The sequence below is a fragment of the Dehalococcoidia bacterium genome, from assembly GCA_022451965.1.
Lineage (GTDB): Bacteria > Chloroflexota > Dehalococcoidia > Lucifugimonadales > Lucifugimonadaceae > TMED-70.
This window is the reverse complement of sequence record JAKUNJ010000002.1, coordinates 1-15,167: the sequence shown is the minus strand read 5'-3', so window position 1 is coordinate 15,167 and position 15,167 is coordinate 1. Positions and strand designations below refer to the sequence as shown.

Sequence of the window (15,167 nt, the reverse complement as noted above, 5' to 3'; positions counted from 1 at the left end):
TCGGATGGATTCACTAAATACACAAATTCTTGAAGGATTATCTGATAATCAAATAAAAGCTGTTACTCATGAGTTGAAACCTCTACTTGTTATAGCAGGTCCAGGTTCAGGCAAAACAAGAGTTATGGCTCATAGGATACCTTGGATAGTTAATAATTTTCAAATTAATCCTAGTCAGATACTTGCTGTTACATTCACAAATAAATCTGCAAAAGAATTGATGGAGAGAGCAAATCAATTTCTACCAAATCATAGAACTCCATTAGTAAAAACTTTTCATGGTTTTTGTTCTTATTTTTTGAGAAGAGAAGGCTTTTTTATAGGATTAGATCAATCATTTTCAATATACGATGATGCTGATCAACTGAGAATATTAAAAAATATTTTTGATGAATTAGATATAAATCCTAGAAAAATAAATCCTAAAGCAATTTCGTCAGAAATATCTAAGGCCAAAAATCAAGGCTTTACTCCTGAGAATTTCAAAAATAAAAGTTCTTCATATTTTGATGAAATTGTTTCAAGAGTTTTTATTAGATATCAAGAAATTATTGATCAATCAAATGCCTGCGATTTTGATGATTTATTGATGAAAACTAAAACTATTCTTTTAGAAAATAAAGATATTAGAGAAAAATGGTCTGATAGGTACAAGCAAGTAATAATTGATGAATTTCAAGACACAAATCCTTTACAATTTGATATTTCAAACTTGCTAACAAATAATCAAAAATCTATTTCAGTTGTTGGAGACCCAGATCAATCAATTTATTCATGGAGACATGCTGTACCTACTAATTTATTGGAATTTCAAAAACAATATAAAGAATGCTTAGTGGTAAATTTAGATGAAAGCTATAGATCTACTCAACAAATTCTTGATGCAGCTGATTCTATAATTTCAAATAATTCAAATAGATTTGAAAGAAAATTATGGACTAAAAAAAAGAATGGAAGTTTAATTAATTTTGATTTTTATAATGACGAAGAAGAAGAAGCTATATCAGTTTCTTCAAAAATCCAAAGGCAGATTGAAAAAGGTAAATCTCCAAATGAAATAGCCATTATATATAGAGTGAATGCTCAAAGTAGAGTTTTTGAAGTAGGATTGAATTCATTAGGTCTGAAATACAGATTGGTCGGTGGAGTTAGGTTCTACGATAGAAGAGAAATTAAGGATATTCTTGCTTACTGCAAAATGCTTCTTAACCCAGATGATGATAACGCCTTTGAAAGAGTAGTTAATTGTCCTCCTAGAGGAATAGGTAATAAAACAATTCAAATATTAAGAAATTCAAAATTTCAAGAAAATCTTAGCTTCATAAATTACATAAAAAAATACATTAATAATGATAATTTTTCTTTATTACCTCAAAGGGCAACTTTAGCATTGAAAGAATTCCTAATTATTTACGAAAAACTTTTGAAGCAAATTGAAATCCAAGAACCTTTTGAATTAATTAATTCAATAATTGCGCTTACATCTTATGACGATTATCTTAGAAATGATGAAGATAGTTCAGAGAGACTAGAGAACATAAATGAATTAAGATCTTCAGCAGAAGAATTTTCAGTAGGATCAGATAAAAATCCAAAAGATTCCCTAATAGAATTTATTGAAACCTCTTCACTTAATACTAATTTAGATAATATAAATGAGTCTTTTGAAGCAGTTACCTTAATAACTCTTCATCAGGCAAAAGGCCTAGAATACGAAAATGTTTTTATTGTTGGAATGGAGGAAGGTTTATTACCTCACTCTCGCTCTTTAGAATCTGATGATGAAGTAGAAGAAGAAAGAAGACTCTGTTATGTAGGAATAACAAGAGCTAAAAGTGAGCTTTTTCTTTCTTCCTCCAGCAGAAGAAGATTTCAAGGAATATATGGAAATGCAATTAAGTCTAGATTTATAGATGAAATCCCAAAAAATGTAATGTCAAGAAAAAATTCAAAATCTTTTTTACATGACAAAACACATTGGAAAAGTAGTTATATTTCTCAAAAAAATTTTGATATAGAGGATGTTAGTAATACTATCAATCAAATTGAAGTTAATATTAATGAGGGAGATAAAGTTTCTCATAAAAGTTTCGGAGAAGGTATTTTACTTTCATATAAATCTCTTCAAATGGATGTAGAGTTAACTGTAAAATTTCAAGAACCTATAGGCATTAAGAAAATTATGAAGAACAAATCACCAATAGAAATTACTGAATCATCTCAAGAATCTTCTCCTGAGGATTATTATGGAATCTAATGAAATTAGAAGAATTAAATTTCTTATTTACCTTTCAATAATTTCAAGTTTTATTGCAGGATTTATTTTATTGTTCATAAGTTTTGATGATAATAAATCTCTTATTGAGATCCATTCATCAAGCGTAATTTTCCCATTATTTGTTCCTTTTCTAATAGGACTTGTTTGTTTATATTCTAGTAGAAGAAAAAATGTCTCTTTAGTTTATTTACCTATAACTCTATTAATTGGATCAATTTTATTATTCTATTTTCAAATAGGAATGTTTGGGTTAGTGGGGAATTATGCTTTTATTTATTTGTTTAGTGCTACTTTACTATTGTCTTCATCAGTTAGTTCTTTTATATTTGTTTTCAGAAAAAGAAAGAAAAAATAATGTCATCAGGTGAGATAATAACAACTGAAATGAAAAGTTTTATTGGCTTGGAAACAAAGCCAAAAACCTATTTAGTCGAAAAGCATTCTGTTGAAAGATTTGCTGAAGCAATTGAAGATGAAAATCCTTTATATTTAGATAAAAAATATGCTGATAAAATTAAGGGAGGTTTGATCACACCTCCTACTTATGTAAGATTATTCAAGGCAAATAAACTCGAAAAAAAATTTCCAGAACCTTTTTCAAATCTAGTTGATGGAGGCTCATCATATAGTTTCTATAAAAATATTTACGTAGGAGATGAAATAACTGTAATTTCAAAATTAAAAGATTTATTTCTAAAGACTGGTACAATGGGTGAAATGTTATTTAAGGTGACATTAATTTCATATATGAATCAAAAAAAGGAACTAGTTTCTACTCAAGAAATTGTAACTATAACTTACGGCAAAGGAGAAAAAACCTTTTTAGGATAACTATGAATTATCAAAATTATTATGAAGATATAAACGTAGGTGATATTATTGGACCTACTATTAAGAATATTGATAGAAAACAACTAGTAATGTATGCAGGAGCATCTTTGGATTTTAATGAATTCCATTATGATGACGAGGTAGCAAAAAAAGCTGGGCACAAAGGAATTATAATTCATGGTGCATTAAAGAGTGCTTGGTTGGCTAAATTAGTAGTAGATTTTATTGGTGAAAAAGGTATTCTAAGGAAATTCAATGTTTCATATAGAGGTGTAGATTTTCCATACGAAAACTTAAAGCTTTATGGAAAAGTTATAAAAAAACAAATTATAAATTCAGTAGGTAATCTAGAATTAGAGGTTTTTTTGGAGAATGAAGAGGGTATAGTTACAACTCCATGCTTTGCTGAAATTGAACTACCACTGAAAAATAAATAAAAAAGAAATGGAGATTTAAAATGTCTGATATTTTATCTGGTAAAGTTGCTATAGTTACAGGTTCTGGTCAAGGAATTGGAAGAGCGGTTGCTGAAGATTTGGCAGCACATGGTGCAAAAATTCTTGTTGTGGATCCAGGTCTTTCTCTCGATGGAAACGTTGAGAATGCTTCATTAGCAGATGAAGTTGTAGAAGGAATTAAGAAAGCAGGAGGAGAAGCAAAGTCATCTAAATTATCTGTTGCTTCTTTTGAAGCTGGGGAAGAAATAGTTAATGATGCTTTAGATTCTTTTGGAAGATTGGATATTGTAGTTACTGTAGCAGGTATCTTAAGAGATAGAATGATATTTAATATGACCGAAGATGAATGGCATGATGTAATAGATGTTCATCTTACTGGTACTTTTTCTGTTGTCAGGCATGCTGCTCCTATTTTTAGATCTCAAAAATCTGGAAGAATTATAACTTTTTCTTCAGGCTCAGGACTTTTTGGTAATCCGGGCCAATCAAATTATGGTGCAGCAAAATCTGGAATAGCTGGTTTCACAAAAGTTGTTGGCAAAGATTTAGGTAAATATGGAGTTACTGCTAATAGTATTGCACCAAGTGCAGATACTAGGATGACTGCTTCAGTTCCTGAAGAATTCAAAACATTAAAAAATAATCCATACAAAGAATCTAGGGATCCGCGAGATATTGCACCATTTGTAACTTATTTGGCTAGTGATTATTCAGCTCCAATTAATTCACAAATCTTTCATGTTTCAGGTGGAACCATTAATCATTTGCAAGAATTAAGAAGAAAGGTGACTTTATTCAACCCAATAAATAAAGGAAGGTTTACTCAAGATAATCTTGAGTCTGAAGGAAGAGGGCTACTTTTTGGTTTTGGCGAAAAGAATAATGAATCCGCTAAACCATTAGATGGTCAAGTAGCGGTTGTAACTGGGTCAGGTAGAGGTATAGGTAGAGGAATTGCTTTAGAATTAGCAAGATTAGGAGCAAATATTGTTGTTAATGATGTTGGTGCAAGTCTTGATGGAACTGGTAATGATAAAGGCCCTGCTCAAAGTGTCGTAGAAGAAATTTCTGAGCTTGGTGGTAAAGCAGTTGCTTCAACAAGTTCCGTGGCTTCGGTTGCAGGAGGAAAAGCAATTATTGATAAAGCAATTGAAGAGTTTGGAAGATTAGATATCGTAATAACTCCAGCAGGTATATTGAGAGACAGAATGATATTTAATATGACCAAAGAAGAATGGCAAGATGTTATAGACGTACACTTAACTGGAACTTTTTCTGTTGTTGCTCCGGCATCAAAGATCTTTAGGGAACAAAAATCAGGAAGAATTATAACCTTCTCAAGTGTTTCAGGTTTGATAGGATATAGTGGGCAATCAAATTATGGAGCAGCTAAAGATGGTATTGCAGGATTTACAAGAGTTGTTGCCAAAGAACTTGGTAAGTATGGAGTAACTGCTAATGCAATATCTCCTGGAGCTAATACTAGGATGACTCAATCAATTCCTGATTCTACTAGAGCTATGAGAACAGGAGCATTTAAACCAGCTGAAGAAGACCACTTCATTTATGACCCAGAAGATGTAGCGCCTATTGTGGCTTGGTTATGTACAGATGCAGCTGCCCACATAAATGGGGAGATTGTTCACGCAGTAGGAAATAGAATAAGTCTTTTTAATAAGTATGAGACAAGAAGATCCCTAACTAAAGCTGGAAGATGGACTGTAGAAGAGTTAGCAAATGCTGTTCCGGAAACTTTTGGGCCAGAGCTAATTAATCCTGCTCCTCCTCAAGAGTAGTATTTAGGACAAGATCTGAAAATTTATTCATCCAAATATCTCTTTTGGTGGACATTTTTATAAATTCAAATCTACCTTTTTTAATTTCTTTGGGATTTTCAAATCCAGCTTTTTGAAACGATTTTTGAGCTCTTAGATTTCTTTGAAGTGTGTGTAAATAAACTTCATTTATTTCAGTGTGGTTAAAAATATAAAATAATAAATTCCTAGAAGCATCCGTACCATATCCAGAGTTCCAAAAACTTTTGTTACCAATCATAATCCCAAACTCACAAGACTTTTCCCATCTATTTATATCATAAAACATACAGTTTCCTATATGATCTTTATTTAAATTATCTATAGAAAATTTTTCTGACCAAGGAGAAGATTTTGATAAATCATTTATTGAAATTCTTTCAAACTGCTCAAATGATAAATTTATAGGAATAGTTGCGTCTAATTCTGATAGTTCTGAATCAGTTCTCCAGCTGTAATCATTTTTTATATCACTTTTTAGCTTTGGTCTTAAAATTGTTTTTTCACCAGTAATAATAATTGGCTTTGTAGATTTAGTTTTAATTTTAGGCATGAAAAGCTTTTTCCACGATTGAGAGTTCATTTTGATATGTTAATTTTTCTTTAGCTTCATAAAATGACATCCATAATACCGAATCAAATTCGTGATCATGATTTGAAATATCACCACCTATAGTTTCCATTAGATAGTAATAAACTGTTTTATTATATTTTATGTTGTTTTTATATTTTTTTGTACTAGATTGTTTTTGAAATTGATATCTAATCTCGCCGATTTGGTTAATTATTTTTGGTAATAAACCAGTTTCTTCATAAACCTCTCTTAAAGCCGTTTGTTCAGGACTTTCATCATTTTCGGGGGTTCCTTTTGGTAGACAAAAAAGATTTTCTTTTTTTCTATGGCAAATTATTATTTTTTCTTCAAAAATAATAACTCCTCCAGCTGACCATATATTTTTGAGTTCATCCATACTAAATTTTCAATAGTTTATTCTATTAGTATAATAATCAAATAAAATTTATTCATATACAATTGAAATTATGCTTTTTTTACAATATGATCAGATAAGTCTTTAATTTAAAAAATTTGTTTTAAATAATGATTAATTTTCTAATCTAGAATTTTGAGTATATAAAGATTATTATGGTTCAAAAAGTAAAATCCAAGGATTTCGTTATAAGATTTGCAGGTGAGGGTGGACAGGGTCTTGTCACTTCAGCAGATGCTATGGCAAGAGCAGCTACAGGAGCAGGCTTTTATTGCCAGACATTTTCTACATTCCCTTCACAAATTATGGGAGGTCCGGCCTCTTCTCAAGTAAGAATATCCACTACTCCTGTTTTATCAAATGGAGATGCTGTAGATGTCTTAGTTGTATTAAATCAGTATGCTTTTGATAATCATATAGATGATCTGAGCGAAAATGGAGTTTGTATTTACAATGCTCAAGATTGTATTCCGTCAGGTGATGGAAATTATTTTGGTATAAATGCTGATGAATTAGCTAAAGAATCTGGTAATACAAGGGCTGCTAATATGGTCATATTAGGGGCTGTAGCAACTTTGATAGATTTTAAGCTAGAAAGTATAGAAAATTTTGTAAAAGATAGATTTTCAAGAGGTCGAGCTGGAGATGATGAAATTATAAAGTCAAATATTGTCGCTCTTGGCCTTGGGACTGAAGTTGCTAAAAAGAGTGGTTTCAGCGTGGGATCTTTAGATGATCCTACTGCTCCGAGTTATGAACAAATAATGATTACCGGAAATGCAGCTTTATCCTTAGGAGCAGTTTCTGCCGGATTAGACAGCTACTATGGTTATCCTATTTCTCCAGCAACTACAATTCTTATTTGGATGGAACAAAACTTAATTAGTGAAGGAAAGTTTGTTTTTCAAGTAGCTTCAGAAATTGAAGCTATAAATAATATTGTTGGAGCTGGATTTTCAGGGAAAAAGGCAATGACTGCGACAGCTGGTCCAGGAATAGCCTTGATGTCTGAAGGATTAGGATTAGCCTGGATGGCAGAAATACCTTGTGTAGTAGTTGATATTCAAAGGGGTGGACCAGCTACTGGGTTACCCACTAAATCAGAGCAATCCGATCTTTTTGCTTGTATGTTTCCAGCACATGGTGATGTAAGGCTACCTGTTTTGGCTCCAGGTTCTGTTGAAGAATGTTTTTATGTTGGAGAACTTTCAGTTAACTGGTCTGAAAGATATCAAGGCCCAGTAATGGTAATGGGAGAATTTAGTCTTGCAGAGAGATCTGAGAATATTAAGAAACCAGATTTAGCTAAAGTCGTGGATGAAAGAAGAAATTCTAACACTGGTTCAAATGGTTATAAAAGATACGAGTCATGGAATGGAGAACTATCTCCTATGCCAATACCTGGTGGTGATGTGGCTTATGTAGCCAATGGTTCTGAGCACGATGAGATAGGGGATACAACCCACTTACCAAAGCATCATATTAGACTTACAGAAAGAAGATTTGCTAAGTTAGGCTTACTAAATGATGCTCCATTTGAAATTGAAAATTCAGAAGCTGATGTTGCAATTATGCCTTGGGGCTCAAGTAAAGGGGTTGCAAGAGAAGCATATCAAAAGCTCATCGAGGATAAAAAAGATATAGGATGGATTTATTCTGTTGCATTAAATCCATTACCCCAAGAGGTAATAGATGAACTAAAAAATAAAAAATTAGTTATAGTCCCAGAATTAAATTATCAAGGTCAATGGTCCTCTATACTAAGAATGGAGGGTGTAAATGCAGTTTCAGTAACTCAATATACAGGTCTTCCATTCAAACCAACTGATCTTGCTAATAAAATTTCAGATACAATTAAAGAGCAAGGAGAATAATATTGAGTGATAGAAATCCAGAATATGATTTTAAATGGTGTCCAGGTTGTGGAGATTTTGGGGTCAAGAGAGCTCTAGAACAAGCTATAGACAACTACACAGAAGAATATGAAATTCCAAGAACCTCAAATGTGATTGTTGCAGGAATAGGTTGCTCTGGAAATATGGTTCATATGATGGATGGAGAGCAGCCATTTGGTATCCACGGAATTCATGGAAGGACATTACCTATAGCATTTGGAGTTGCTACCTCTAGACCTGATCTAAACACTATAATTGTGGCTGGTGATGGTGACTTTTTATCTATTGGTGGCGAGCATATAGGGCCTGCTGCTTCAAGAAATCCGAATATGACTTGTATAGTAATGGATAACGGAGTCTATGGCCTAACTAAAGGACAAAGTTCCCCCACATCCACAACTGGTCAAATTACTACCTCTACTCCTTTTGGTAAGTTGGAAACTCAAATGAAACCTTTGGAATTATATCTAACTTATGGCGTAAGTTATATTGCATCTCACTACTCAAGTAAACCAAAAGTTTTAGCACAATTCATTTTAGAAGGTATGAAACATCCTGGGTTATCTATCATACATGTTCAATCTCCTTGCACTACTTATAACGACACATATGACATATTAAAAGGGAATAGACGCGAGGGAATACCTGGTACAGCTTTTATTGTGGATGAAGATCATGACCCATCTGATTATGGTGCTGCAGTTAATTTGTTAAGTAAAGGTGGAGTTCCTCTAGGTCTAATTTATAAGAAAGAGCCACCTACTATTACTGACATGCAAAATAAACTAATAGAGGAAAAATCTAAAAATCCAGAAGATATACTAGGAAGCTATTCAATTTAACTATATTCCTCTTCAGTCATATATTTTGATGGACATCTAACTGAAAGATTTGTTGCAATAAAAGTATCTTTATTATCAAAGTATCCCTGCATAATTAACTCGGAGTATTCATTAAAAAATACGCTTCCTATTTCACCTGAATAATTTACTCTAATATTATTTTCATTGTCTTTGTCTTTGACATTGAAAGTTGCTGATAAACCGTCAGCAGACCTAACATAAGAATTTGGTACAAGTACAGCTTTTAATCCAATTTGAGTGTTTGAATCAACGCTTCCAGAACCTAATATTTCATTGACAGAGTAATATTTATATGTAGCTTCAGAAAAAGCTTGAAAACCAAAGAAAACTAACGAAGACAAAACAATAATTATTATTGCTCCAAAAGTAAATTTTTTATTTTTAACTTCAACTACTCTTTTGGAAGAATCATTTTTCATTAATTATTTTTTCTAGATAAAATCTGAACCTTATTATTAATTATAAATATAAAACCAAAAAATAAAATTGAAAGAAAAATAAAACTAGCTGCTAAATATCCTAGATTATTTTTAATGTTGGAAGACTCATAGCTCACTAAAGTAATTATTTCTGATCCAACTTGAGTTAGTGTAATTGGTTCTAAGCTATGTTGAGCTTCATTTAGTAACTCTAATACATATTCTGGATCATCTTTTATATTTCCTACCCATCTTTCACCAGATTGGGTTTCAATACCTATTTCAGTACTATCGATAATTTCTAGCAAAAATCTTGTTCCAAAATTATCTATCACTGAAATGTTAATTTTTTTATCTACAAGTTCTAAATTCTCAATAAATCCATTAACAACATTTTCATTTTGCTGAGCTTGTATAAATGAAGAACTTATGGGAATCATGCCTAATAAAAATATTATTATGGAGTATTTTATTTTTTTCATTTTATATTCCTTTTTTAAATTTACTTTCTAGACTTAAAACTTTTAATCTCAATCTTGTTAGTATCACGAACAGAAGAGTGAAAGCTATAACTGAAACAAGTAAAGTCAAACCATAATCTGCACCAAAAGAAGAGTCTTCTCTTGCTAGGGGACCAATTACGGTAACAGGATGAGATTCTTGCCAAAGATTTGCTGCAAAATAAATTATAGGGCTGTCAATAGCTCCTATAACAGCAATTATTGCAGCAATTTTCTTCATCTGAAGACTATTAGAATATAAAGATCTGAAAAGTATGTAAGCCGCATAGATCAAAATTAAAATAAGAGTAGTTGTAAGTTTTGCTTCACCTGTCCACCAAACCCCCCAAATCGGCTTTGCCCAAATAATCCCTGATATCAAGGCCAAAGAACCAAATATAACACCGACTTCAGCAGTAGATTGTGCAAGATTATCCCAAAATAATTTTTTATTAAATAAGTAGTAGATTGATGCTACTGCAACAAGAACTATAGCAATCATTGAACACCAAGCTAATGGTACATGAATGAAAACAGTTTTTGCTACTGGCCCTTGAGATATATCTATTGGTATCCACCAAAATATCATCCAAAGCATAAATACGAAGGTTATGAAAGTAGTTAATGTAAATAATCTATCAAACACAAAAGTAAAAAAAGTTTTTTTATTAAAATTATAACTATTCTTTAATTGTATCTATTCTTGGAAAATTAAATTAGAGATAAAGAAGCCAATTATCAAGAAAATTAAGTCATAAGCGATAATTAATCCATACCATGTAAAACTTACTAAATTATTATTAATTATTTCCACAGTAGTCAATGATCCTCCCATGAGTAAAGGTGAGACTAAGGGTATAAATAAAAGTGGAGATAAAATTTCTTTACCTCTTGATTTAGAAAATAATAAGTAAGTAATAGTTCCTATAATACTAAATCCAAAGTTTATTATTATAACTAGAAAAATAAATGAAAAATTATAGAGTTCATAATTTAAGATTATGTTATTAAATAGTAAAATAATTCCACTAGATATTGATATCAATACAAAGTTAGTTATTGATTTTGCTATTATAAAAATTTCTATATCAATTGGAGATGTTAGAATCATTTCTAATCCGTTATTTTCAAATTCTTTGCTCATTGATTTATTAATTCCCAGTATTATAGAAAAACTTAGAGAAATCCAAAAAATTATTGAAAAAATCTCTGATGAATTTTTTATATTAGAAGTCGTAGCGACAACAACTAAAACTAAAGTTGAATAAGAAATTATTGAAATTAATATTTCTTTAGATTTAATTTCTTCAATAAAATCTTTTTGAACTATGATTTTTATTAGTTGTAGAATATTTATGAAATTATTCATAATAAGATTTCTTTCTTGAATCTTTGATAAAAATCTACAGAATCCAAGTTATGGGTCGAAAAAAGAATCGTCTTACCTAATTTGTTTATTTCAGTGAGTTTTGAACTTAATTCAGTAATTGATTCTAAATCTAAACCTAATTCAGGTTCATCAAGAAGGTATATTTCAAATGATGGAATTAAGCATCTAAATAAATTCATTCTTTTCTTTTGACCATTTGATAATTCTTCCGGATATTTATCTTCAAAAGATTCTAAATTTAAAAATTTTTTATTATTTGTGTATAAATCATTTGGATTAAGTTCTCCCAAAACATCAAAGTAAAAAATTATATTATTTTTTACTTTCAAATCTTTGTAATATATTGAATCACTTGAACAGTACGAAGTTATTGATTTAACAAATGAATTTTTATTTATTTCTTTCCCATCAATAAAAATATTTCCAGATTCAAAAGTATAAAGCTGACACAGAATTTTGAATAGAGTAGTTTTCCCACTACCATTTTTACCTGAAACCTTAACTAAATCTCCTTTGGTTATTTCTGCAGAGAGATTTTTAATAATTTCATTTTCATTAAAATTCTTAGATAAACTTTTGATACTTATAAATGATTTATCCATAAAAATATTTTTTTTTTCTTGACCTTATTCAATTGTAGACTAAACTAGTAACAACTATATGTGTAACAAAATTAATTTAAATGATTTTAATGGAGAAAAGCTATGAAGTTTGCAAGATTTGAAGTGTCTAATGAAGTATCCTACGGGATAGTTGATAATGGTGAAATTATTCAGATAAATAATAATCCAATTCTAAGTTCATATGAAAAAACAGGTAAAAGTTTTAATGAATCAGAGGTTAAGATACTTTGCCCAAATCCTAATCCATCTAAAAGTCTGTGCTTAGCGCTTAATTATGGTTCGCATTTGGGTGAAAGAGGAGCTCCTACTAGACCAGAGCCTTTTTATAAAACATCGACAGCACTAATTGGTCCAGGTGATCCAATAAAAATTCACCCTGAAGCTGGTCTTGTAGCATGTGAGTCTGAGCTGGTAGCTATTATTGGTAAAGTTACTAAAAATGTTTCTGAAGAGGAAGCATTAGATTATGTCTTTGGTTACACATGTGGAAATGATGTTTCTGCTAGAGAGTGGCAGGGAGGAGATGATGCAGATAATCAATGGTGGAGAGCAAAATCAGCGGATACTTTTGGCCCATTAGGTCCATATATTGTTACTGACATAGATCCTCAAAATGTTGGAATAAAAGGATTTGTAAATGGAATTGAAGGTCAAAGTTGTCACTCTTCTGAAATGTTATTTTCAACAGCAAAATCTATAAGTTTTATAAGTAAATATGCAACTCTTCTTCCGGGTGACATGCTCTGGACTGGTACCTCAGGTAAAACTCCTCCTATTAATCCTGGAGATACAGTAACCATTGAAATAGAAAATGTTGGTACTTTAGAAAACCCAGTAGAATCTGCTTAAATAATTCCTAATCTAATTGCCTTGGCTACAGCCTCAGTTCTATTGGAAGAATCAAATTTAATACAGATAGTTTGAACTTTATTTTTAATAGTTTGTTCTGCTAAATTCATAGTCTTAGCTATTTCATTAGCTTTATAGCCATTCGAAAGAAGCTCTAGAATTTCTAGCTCCTGTTTGGTAGTTTTGATGTTGTCTAAGTTATACATTTATGAAATACATACTAAGTGACACAAAATTTAATTAGCACTAAAATAATAATAAGTGATACTTTTTATTTTGTTAAAAATTCAACTTAGAAGGAGAAGTTTTCCCAGTCTTTCTGGGAAATTAAATATATGCTAAATCAAATAGATAATAAAAAATTCTGGATTTACTTTTCTCTATTTATTTTGACTCTTATAATAATCCTTACTTTTGGATTTTTATTGAGCTTAGAAAGCCTAAACAAAATTTTATTTTTAGGTTTTGAGGCATCTTCAAGTACTAGTTCTTTATATCTAAATTTTTCTAACCTAATTAGATTGGGGATAGCTTTTAGTGCAGGTCTAGTAGCAGTTTTTAATCCATGTGGATTTGCTCTTTTATCGGTATATTTTTCATCATTCCTGAAAAATGATGAAAAATTATTATTTAATGGCAATACATCAATTTTTTCAAAAAAATTTCTTGAACCTCTATATATTTCAACTGTTGTTACAGTTGGTTTTATATTAGTTTTTTTTATCTTTGCATCAATTATTTCTGCCGGTTTTTATAGTATAAGAGATGTGTTTTCATATTTCGGCTTAGTAATCTCTATACTTCTTCTAGGTTATGGTTTTATAGTTCTTTATGGTGGTAATGTTTATTTCTTAAAATTACAAAAATTAGCATATCTATTTGACTCAAAAAAAAATGGTACATCTAGATTCTATTTTATTTATGGCGTTTCATATGGAATAACTTCTTTATCATGTACACTACCTATATTTATGTCTATTGTTTTTAGCCTTTCGAATGTATCTAAATTACAAATACTTTTTATTGATTTTATTCTTTTTTCATTAGGGACATGGGTTGCCCTTTTGAGTGTTTCTTTTGGGTTATTATTCTTGAAATTTGTTATAGATAAAGTAAAAATATTTCTGACGGTTTATAAATATGTTGCTTCAAGTATTTTGATTTTATCAAGTGCTTATTTAATATTTTATTGGATGAGTGAATTTAAAATATAAAATTTATTCTCAGATTTACTTAGCATTTTGTGTAAAAAATAAATAATAATTGTTATAATGATTGTTTGGATTACCGTTTATATTTCAACTAAATGAAACTAAATTAAGGAATAAATTTGACTACAAAGAATGAAAAATTATCAGCATCAATTCAGGAATTATTTGATGCAGGTTCTCATTTTGGACATCCATCTAGGCGATGGAATCCTAAAATGACAGAGTATATTCACTCAAAAAGAAATGGCTCTCACATTATAAATTTATCTAAGACTCAAGAAAAGTTATTACAAGCAGTTAACTTTATTGAATCTGTTATTTCAGATGGTGGTAATTGTATGTTTGTTGGAACTAAAAAGCATGCCCAAAATATCATAAAAGAAAATGCTGAAAGGTCTAATTCACTTTATATTAATCAAAGATGGCTAGGTGGTTTAATGACTAACTTCAAAACAATTGAGAGAAGACTTGAAAGACTTGTTGAACTTGAAGATTCATTTGCAAAGGGTATTATTATCTCTCAGACTAAAAGAGAATCTCAAAAACTCGATACAGAAAGAGGAAGACTTAATAAGTTTTTTTCTGGAATAAAAGAGATGAATGAATTACCTTCTGTGCTTTACGTAGTAGATATTCATAGAGAAAAAATTGCTGTAGCAGAAGCTAGAAAACTTAATATACCTGTTGTGGCCATGGTTGATACAAATTCAGATCCTAATCAAGTAGAATATCCTATCCCATCAAATGATGATGGTTTGAGATCAATTCAGCTTATAACTAATATAATCACAGATGCGATAATTTCAGGTCAAGAGTTATACCAAAAGAAGCAGGAGGATCAACTAGCGGAAGAGGCTGAGCTAGAAAGATTAGAAGCTGAAGCTAGAAATAAAGCCCAAGAACAAGCTGCTAAAAGACAGTCTAGTAATGATTCTAGTGCAAAAGCAGAGCAAGAAGCAAAAGCAGAGCCAGAAGCAAAAGCAGAGCCAGAAGCAAAAGCAGAGCCAGAAGCAAAAGCAGAGCCAGAAGCAAAAGCAGAGCCAGAAG

18 protein-coding genes are annotated in these 15,167 nt (G+C 30.8%); 10 read left to right on the top strand and 8 right to left on the bottom strand.

Annotation, left to right across the window (positions count from 1 at the left end; translation table 11 throughout):
• Positions 1–4: 4 nt before the first annotated feature.
• The 5 genes from MK083_00480 to MK083_00460 are packed head-to-tail and all read left to right on the top strand — an operon-like array spanning position 5 to position 5,363.
• Positions 5–2,257, top strand: coding sequence for a UvrD-helicase domain-containing protein (locus MK083_00480; GenBank protein ID MCH2672934.1), 2,253 nt, complete (start codon positions 5–7; stop codon positions 2,255–2,257).
• Positions 2,247–2,633 (top strand): hypothetical protein, encoded by a 387-nt coding sequence (locus tag MK083_00475; protein ID MCH2672933.1) that lies wholly within the window; start codon positions 2,247–2,249, stop codon positions 2,631–2,633. The genes MK083_00480 and MK083_00475 overlap by 11 nt, the downstream gene beginning before the upstream one ends.
• Positions 2,633–3,109, top strand: coding sequence for a MaoC family dehydratase N-terminal domain-containing protein (locus tag MK083_00470; GenBank protein MCH2672932.1), 477 nt, complete (start codon positions 2,633–2,635; stop codon positions 3,107–3,109). Before MK083_00475 ends, MK083_00470 begins: the two co-directional genes overlap by 1 nt.
• 2 nt (positions 3,110–3,111) lie before the next feature.
• Positions 3,112–3,546, top strand: coding sequence for a hypothetical protein (locus MK083_00465; protein ID MCH2672931.1), 435 nt, complete (start codon positions 3,112–3,114; stop codon positions 3,544–3,546).
• 20 nt (positions 3,547–3,566) lie between these two features.
• Positions 3,567–5,363, top strand: a complete 1,797-nt coding sequence (locus MK083_00460) for an SDR family oxidoreductase (GenBank protein ID MCH2672930.1) — start codon at positions 3,567–3,569, stop codon at positions 5,361–5,363.
• Here MK083_00460 and MK083_00455 read toward each other — a convergent pair.
• Both MK083_00455 and MK083_00450 read right to left on the bottom strand, forming a co-directional pair.
• Entirely contained in the window at positions 5,338–5,934 is a 597-nt protein-coding gene (locus MK083_00455; GenBank protein ID MCH2672929.1) for a GNAT family N-acetyltransferase, read from the bottom strand. The two genes, MK083_00460 and MK083_00455, sit on opposite strands and share 26 nt — an antisense overlap.
• Positions 5,927–6,352 (bottom strand): NUDIX hydrolase, encoded by a 426-nt coding sequence (locus tag MK083_00450; GenBank protein ID MCH2672928.1) that lies wholly within the window; start codon positions 6,350–6,352, stop codon positions 5,927–5,929. Before MK083_00450 ends, MK083_00455 begins: the two co-directional genes overlap by 8 nt.
• 173 nt (positions 6,353–6,525) lie before the next feature.
• Here MK083_00450 and MK083_00445 point away from each other — a divergent pair, with 173 nt between their 5' ends.
• Positions 6,526–8,244 (top strand): 2-oxoacid:acceptor oxidoreductase subunit alpha, encoded by a 1,719-nt coding sequence (locus MK083_00445; protein MCH2672927.1) that lies wholly within the window; start codon positions 6,526–6,528, stop codon positions 8,242–8,244.
• 2 nt (positions 8,245–8,246) lie between these two features.
• Positions 8,247–9,107, top strand: coding sequence for a thiamine pyrophosphate-dependent enzyme (locus MK083_00440; GenBank protein ID MCH2672926.1), 861 nt, complete (start codon positions 8,247–8,249; stop codon positions 9,105–9,107).
• Here MK083_00440 and MK083_00435 read toward each other — a convergent pair.
• From MK083_00435 to MK083_00415, 5 genes are all read right to left on the bottom strand, one after another.
• Entirely contained in the window at positions 9,104–9,547 is a 444-nt protein-coding gene (locus MK083_00435) for a cytochrome c maturation protein CcmE (protein ID MCH2672925.1), read from the bottom strand. The two genes, MK083_00440 and MK083_00435, sit on opposite strands and share 4 nt — an antisense overlap.
• On the bottom strand, positions 9,547–10,029 hold the full coding sequence (locus tag MK083_00430; protein MCH2672924.1) for a hypothetical protein: 483 nt from the start codon (positions 10,027–10,029) through the stop codon (positions 9,547–9,549). The genes MK083_00435 and MK083_00430 overlap by 1 nt, the downstream gene beginning before the upstream one ends.
• 1 nt (position 10,030) lies before the next feature.
• Positions 10,031–10,645, bottom strand: coding sequence for a cytochrome c biogenesis protein (locus MK083_00425; GenBank protein MCH2672923.1), 615 nt, complete (start codon positions 10,643–10,645; stop codon positions 10,031–10,033).
• A gap of 99 nt (positions 10,646–10,744) precedes the next feature.
• Entirely contained in the window at positions 10,745–11,416 is a 672-nt protein-coding gene (locus MK083_00420) for a heme exporter protein CcmB (protein ID MCH2672922.1), read from the bottom strand.
• Positions 11,413–12,039, bottom strand: a complete 627-nt coding sequence (locus tag MK083_00415; GenBank protein MCH2672921.1) for an ATP-binding cassette domain-containing protein — start codon at positions 12,037–12,039, stop codon at positions 11,413–11,415. The genes MK083_00420 and MK083_00415 overlap by 4 nt, the downstream gene beginning before the upstream one ends.
• 102 nt (positions 12,040–12,141) lie before the next feature.
• Here MK083_00415 and MK083_00410 point away from each other — a divergent pair, with 102 nt between their 5' ends.
• Positions 12,142–12,909 carry a fumarylacetoacetate hydrolase family protein gene (locus tag MK083_00410; GenBank protein MCH2672920.1) on the top strand — a complete coding sequence of 256 codons (768 nt, stop codon included), beginning with the start codon at positions 12,142–12,144 and terminating at the stop codon, positions 12,907–12,909.
• On the opposite strand, the gene MK083_00405 is transcribed toward MK083_00410, so the two are convergent.
• Positions 12,906–13,115 (bottom strand): LuxR C-terminal-related transcriptional regulator, encoded by a 210-nt coding sequence (locus MK083_00405; protein MCH2672919.1) that lies wholly within the window; start codon positions 13,113–13,115, stop codon positions 12,906–12,908. The two genes, MK083_00410 and MK083_00405, sit on opposite strands and share 4 nt — an antisense overlap.
• Positions 13,116–13,244: 129 nt before the next feature.
• Here MK083_00405 and MK083_00400 point away from each other — a divergent pair, with 129 nt between their 5' ends.
• Both MK083_00400 and rpsB read left to right on the top strand, forming a co-directional pair.
• The gene (locus MK083_00400; GenBank protein MCH2672918.1) at positions 13,245–14,123 is read left to right on the top strand and encodes a cytochrome c biogenesis protein CcdA; all 879 of its coding nucleotides are present in this window, start codon (positions 13,245–13,247) and stop codon (positions 14,121–14,123) included.
• A 116-nt stretch (positions 14,124–14,239) separates the two neighbouring features.
• On the top strand, positions 14,240–15,167 hold a 928-nt coding region (rpsB, locus tag MK083_00395; GenBank protein ID MCH2672917.1), incomplete at its 3' end, for a 30S ribosomal protein S2.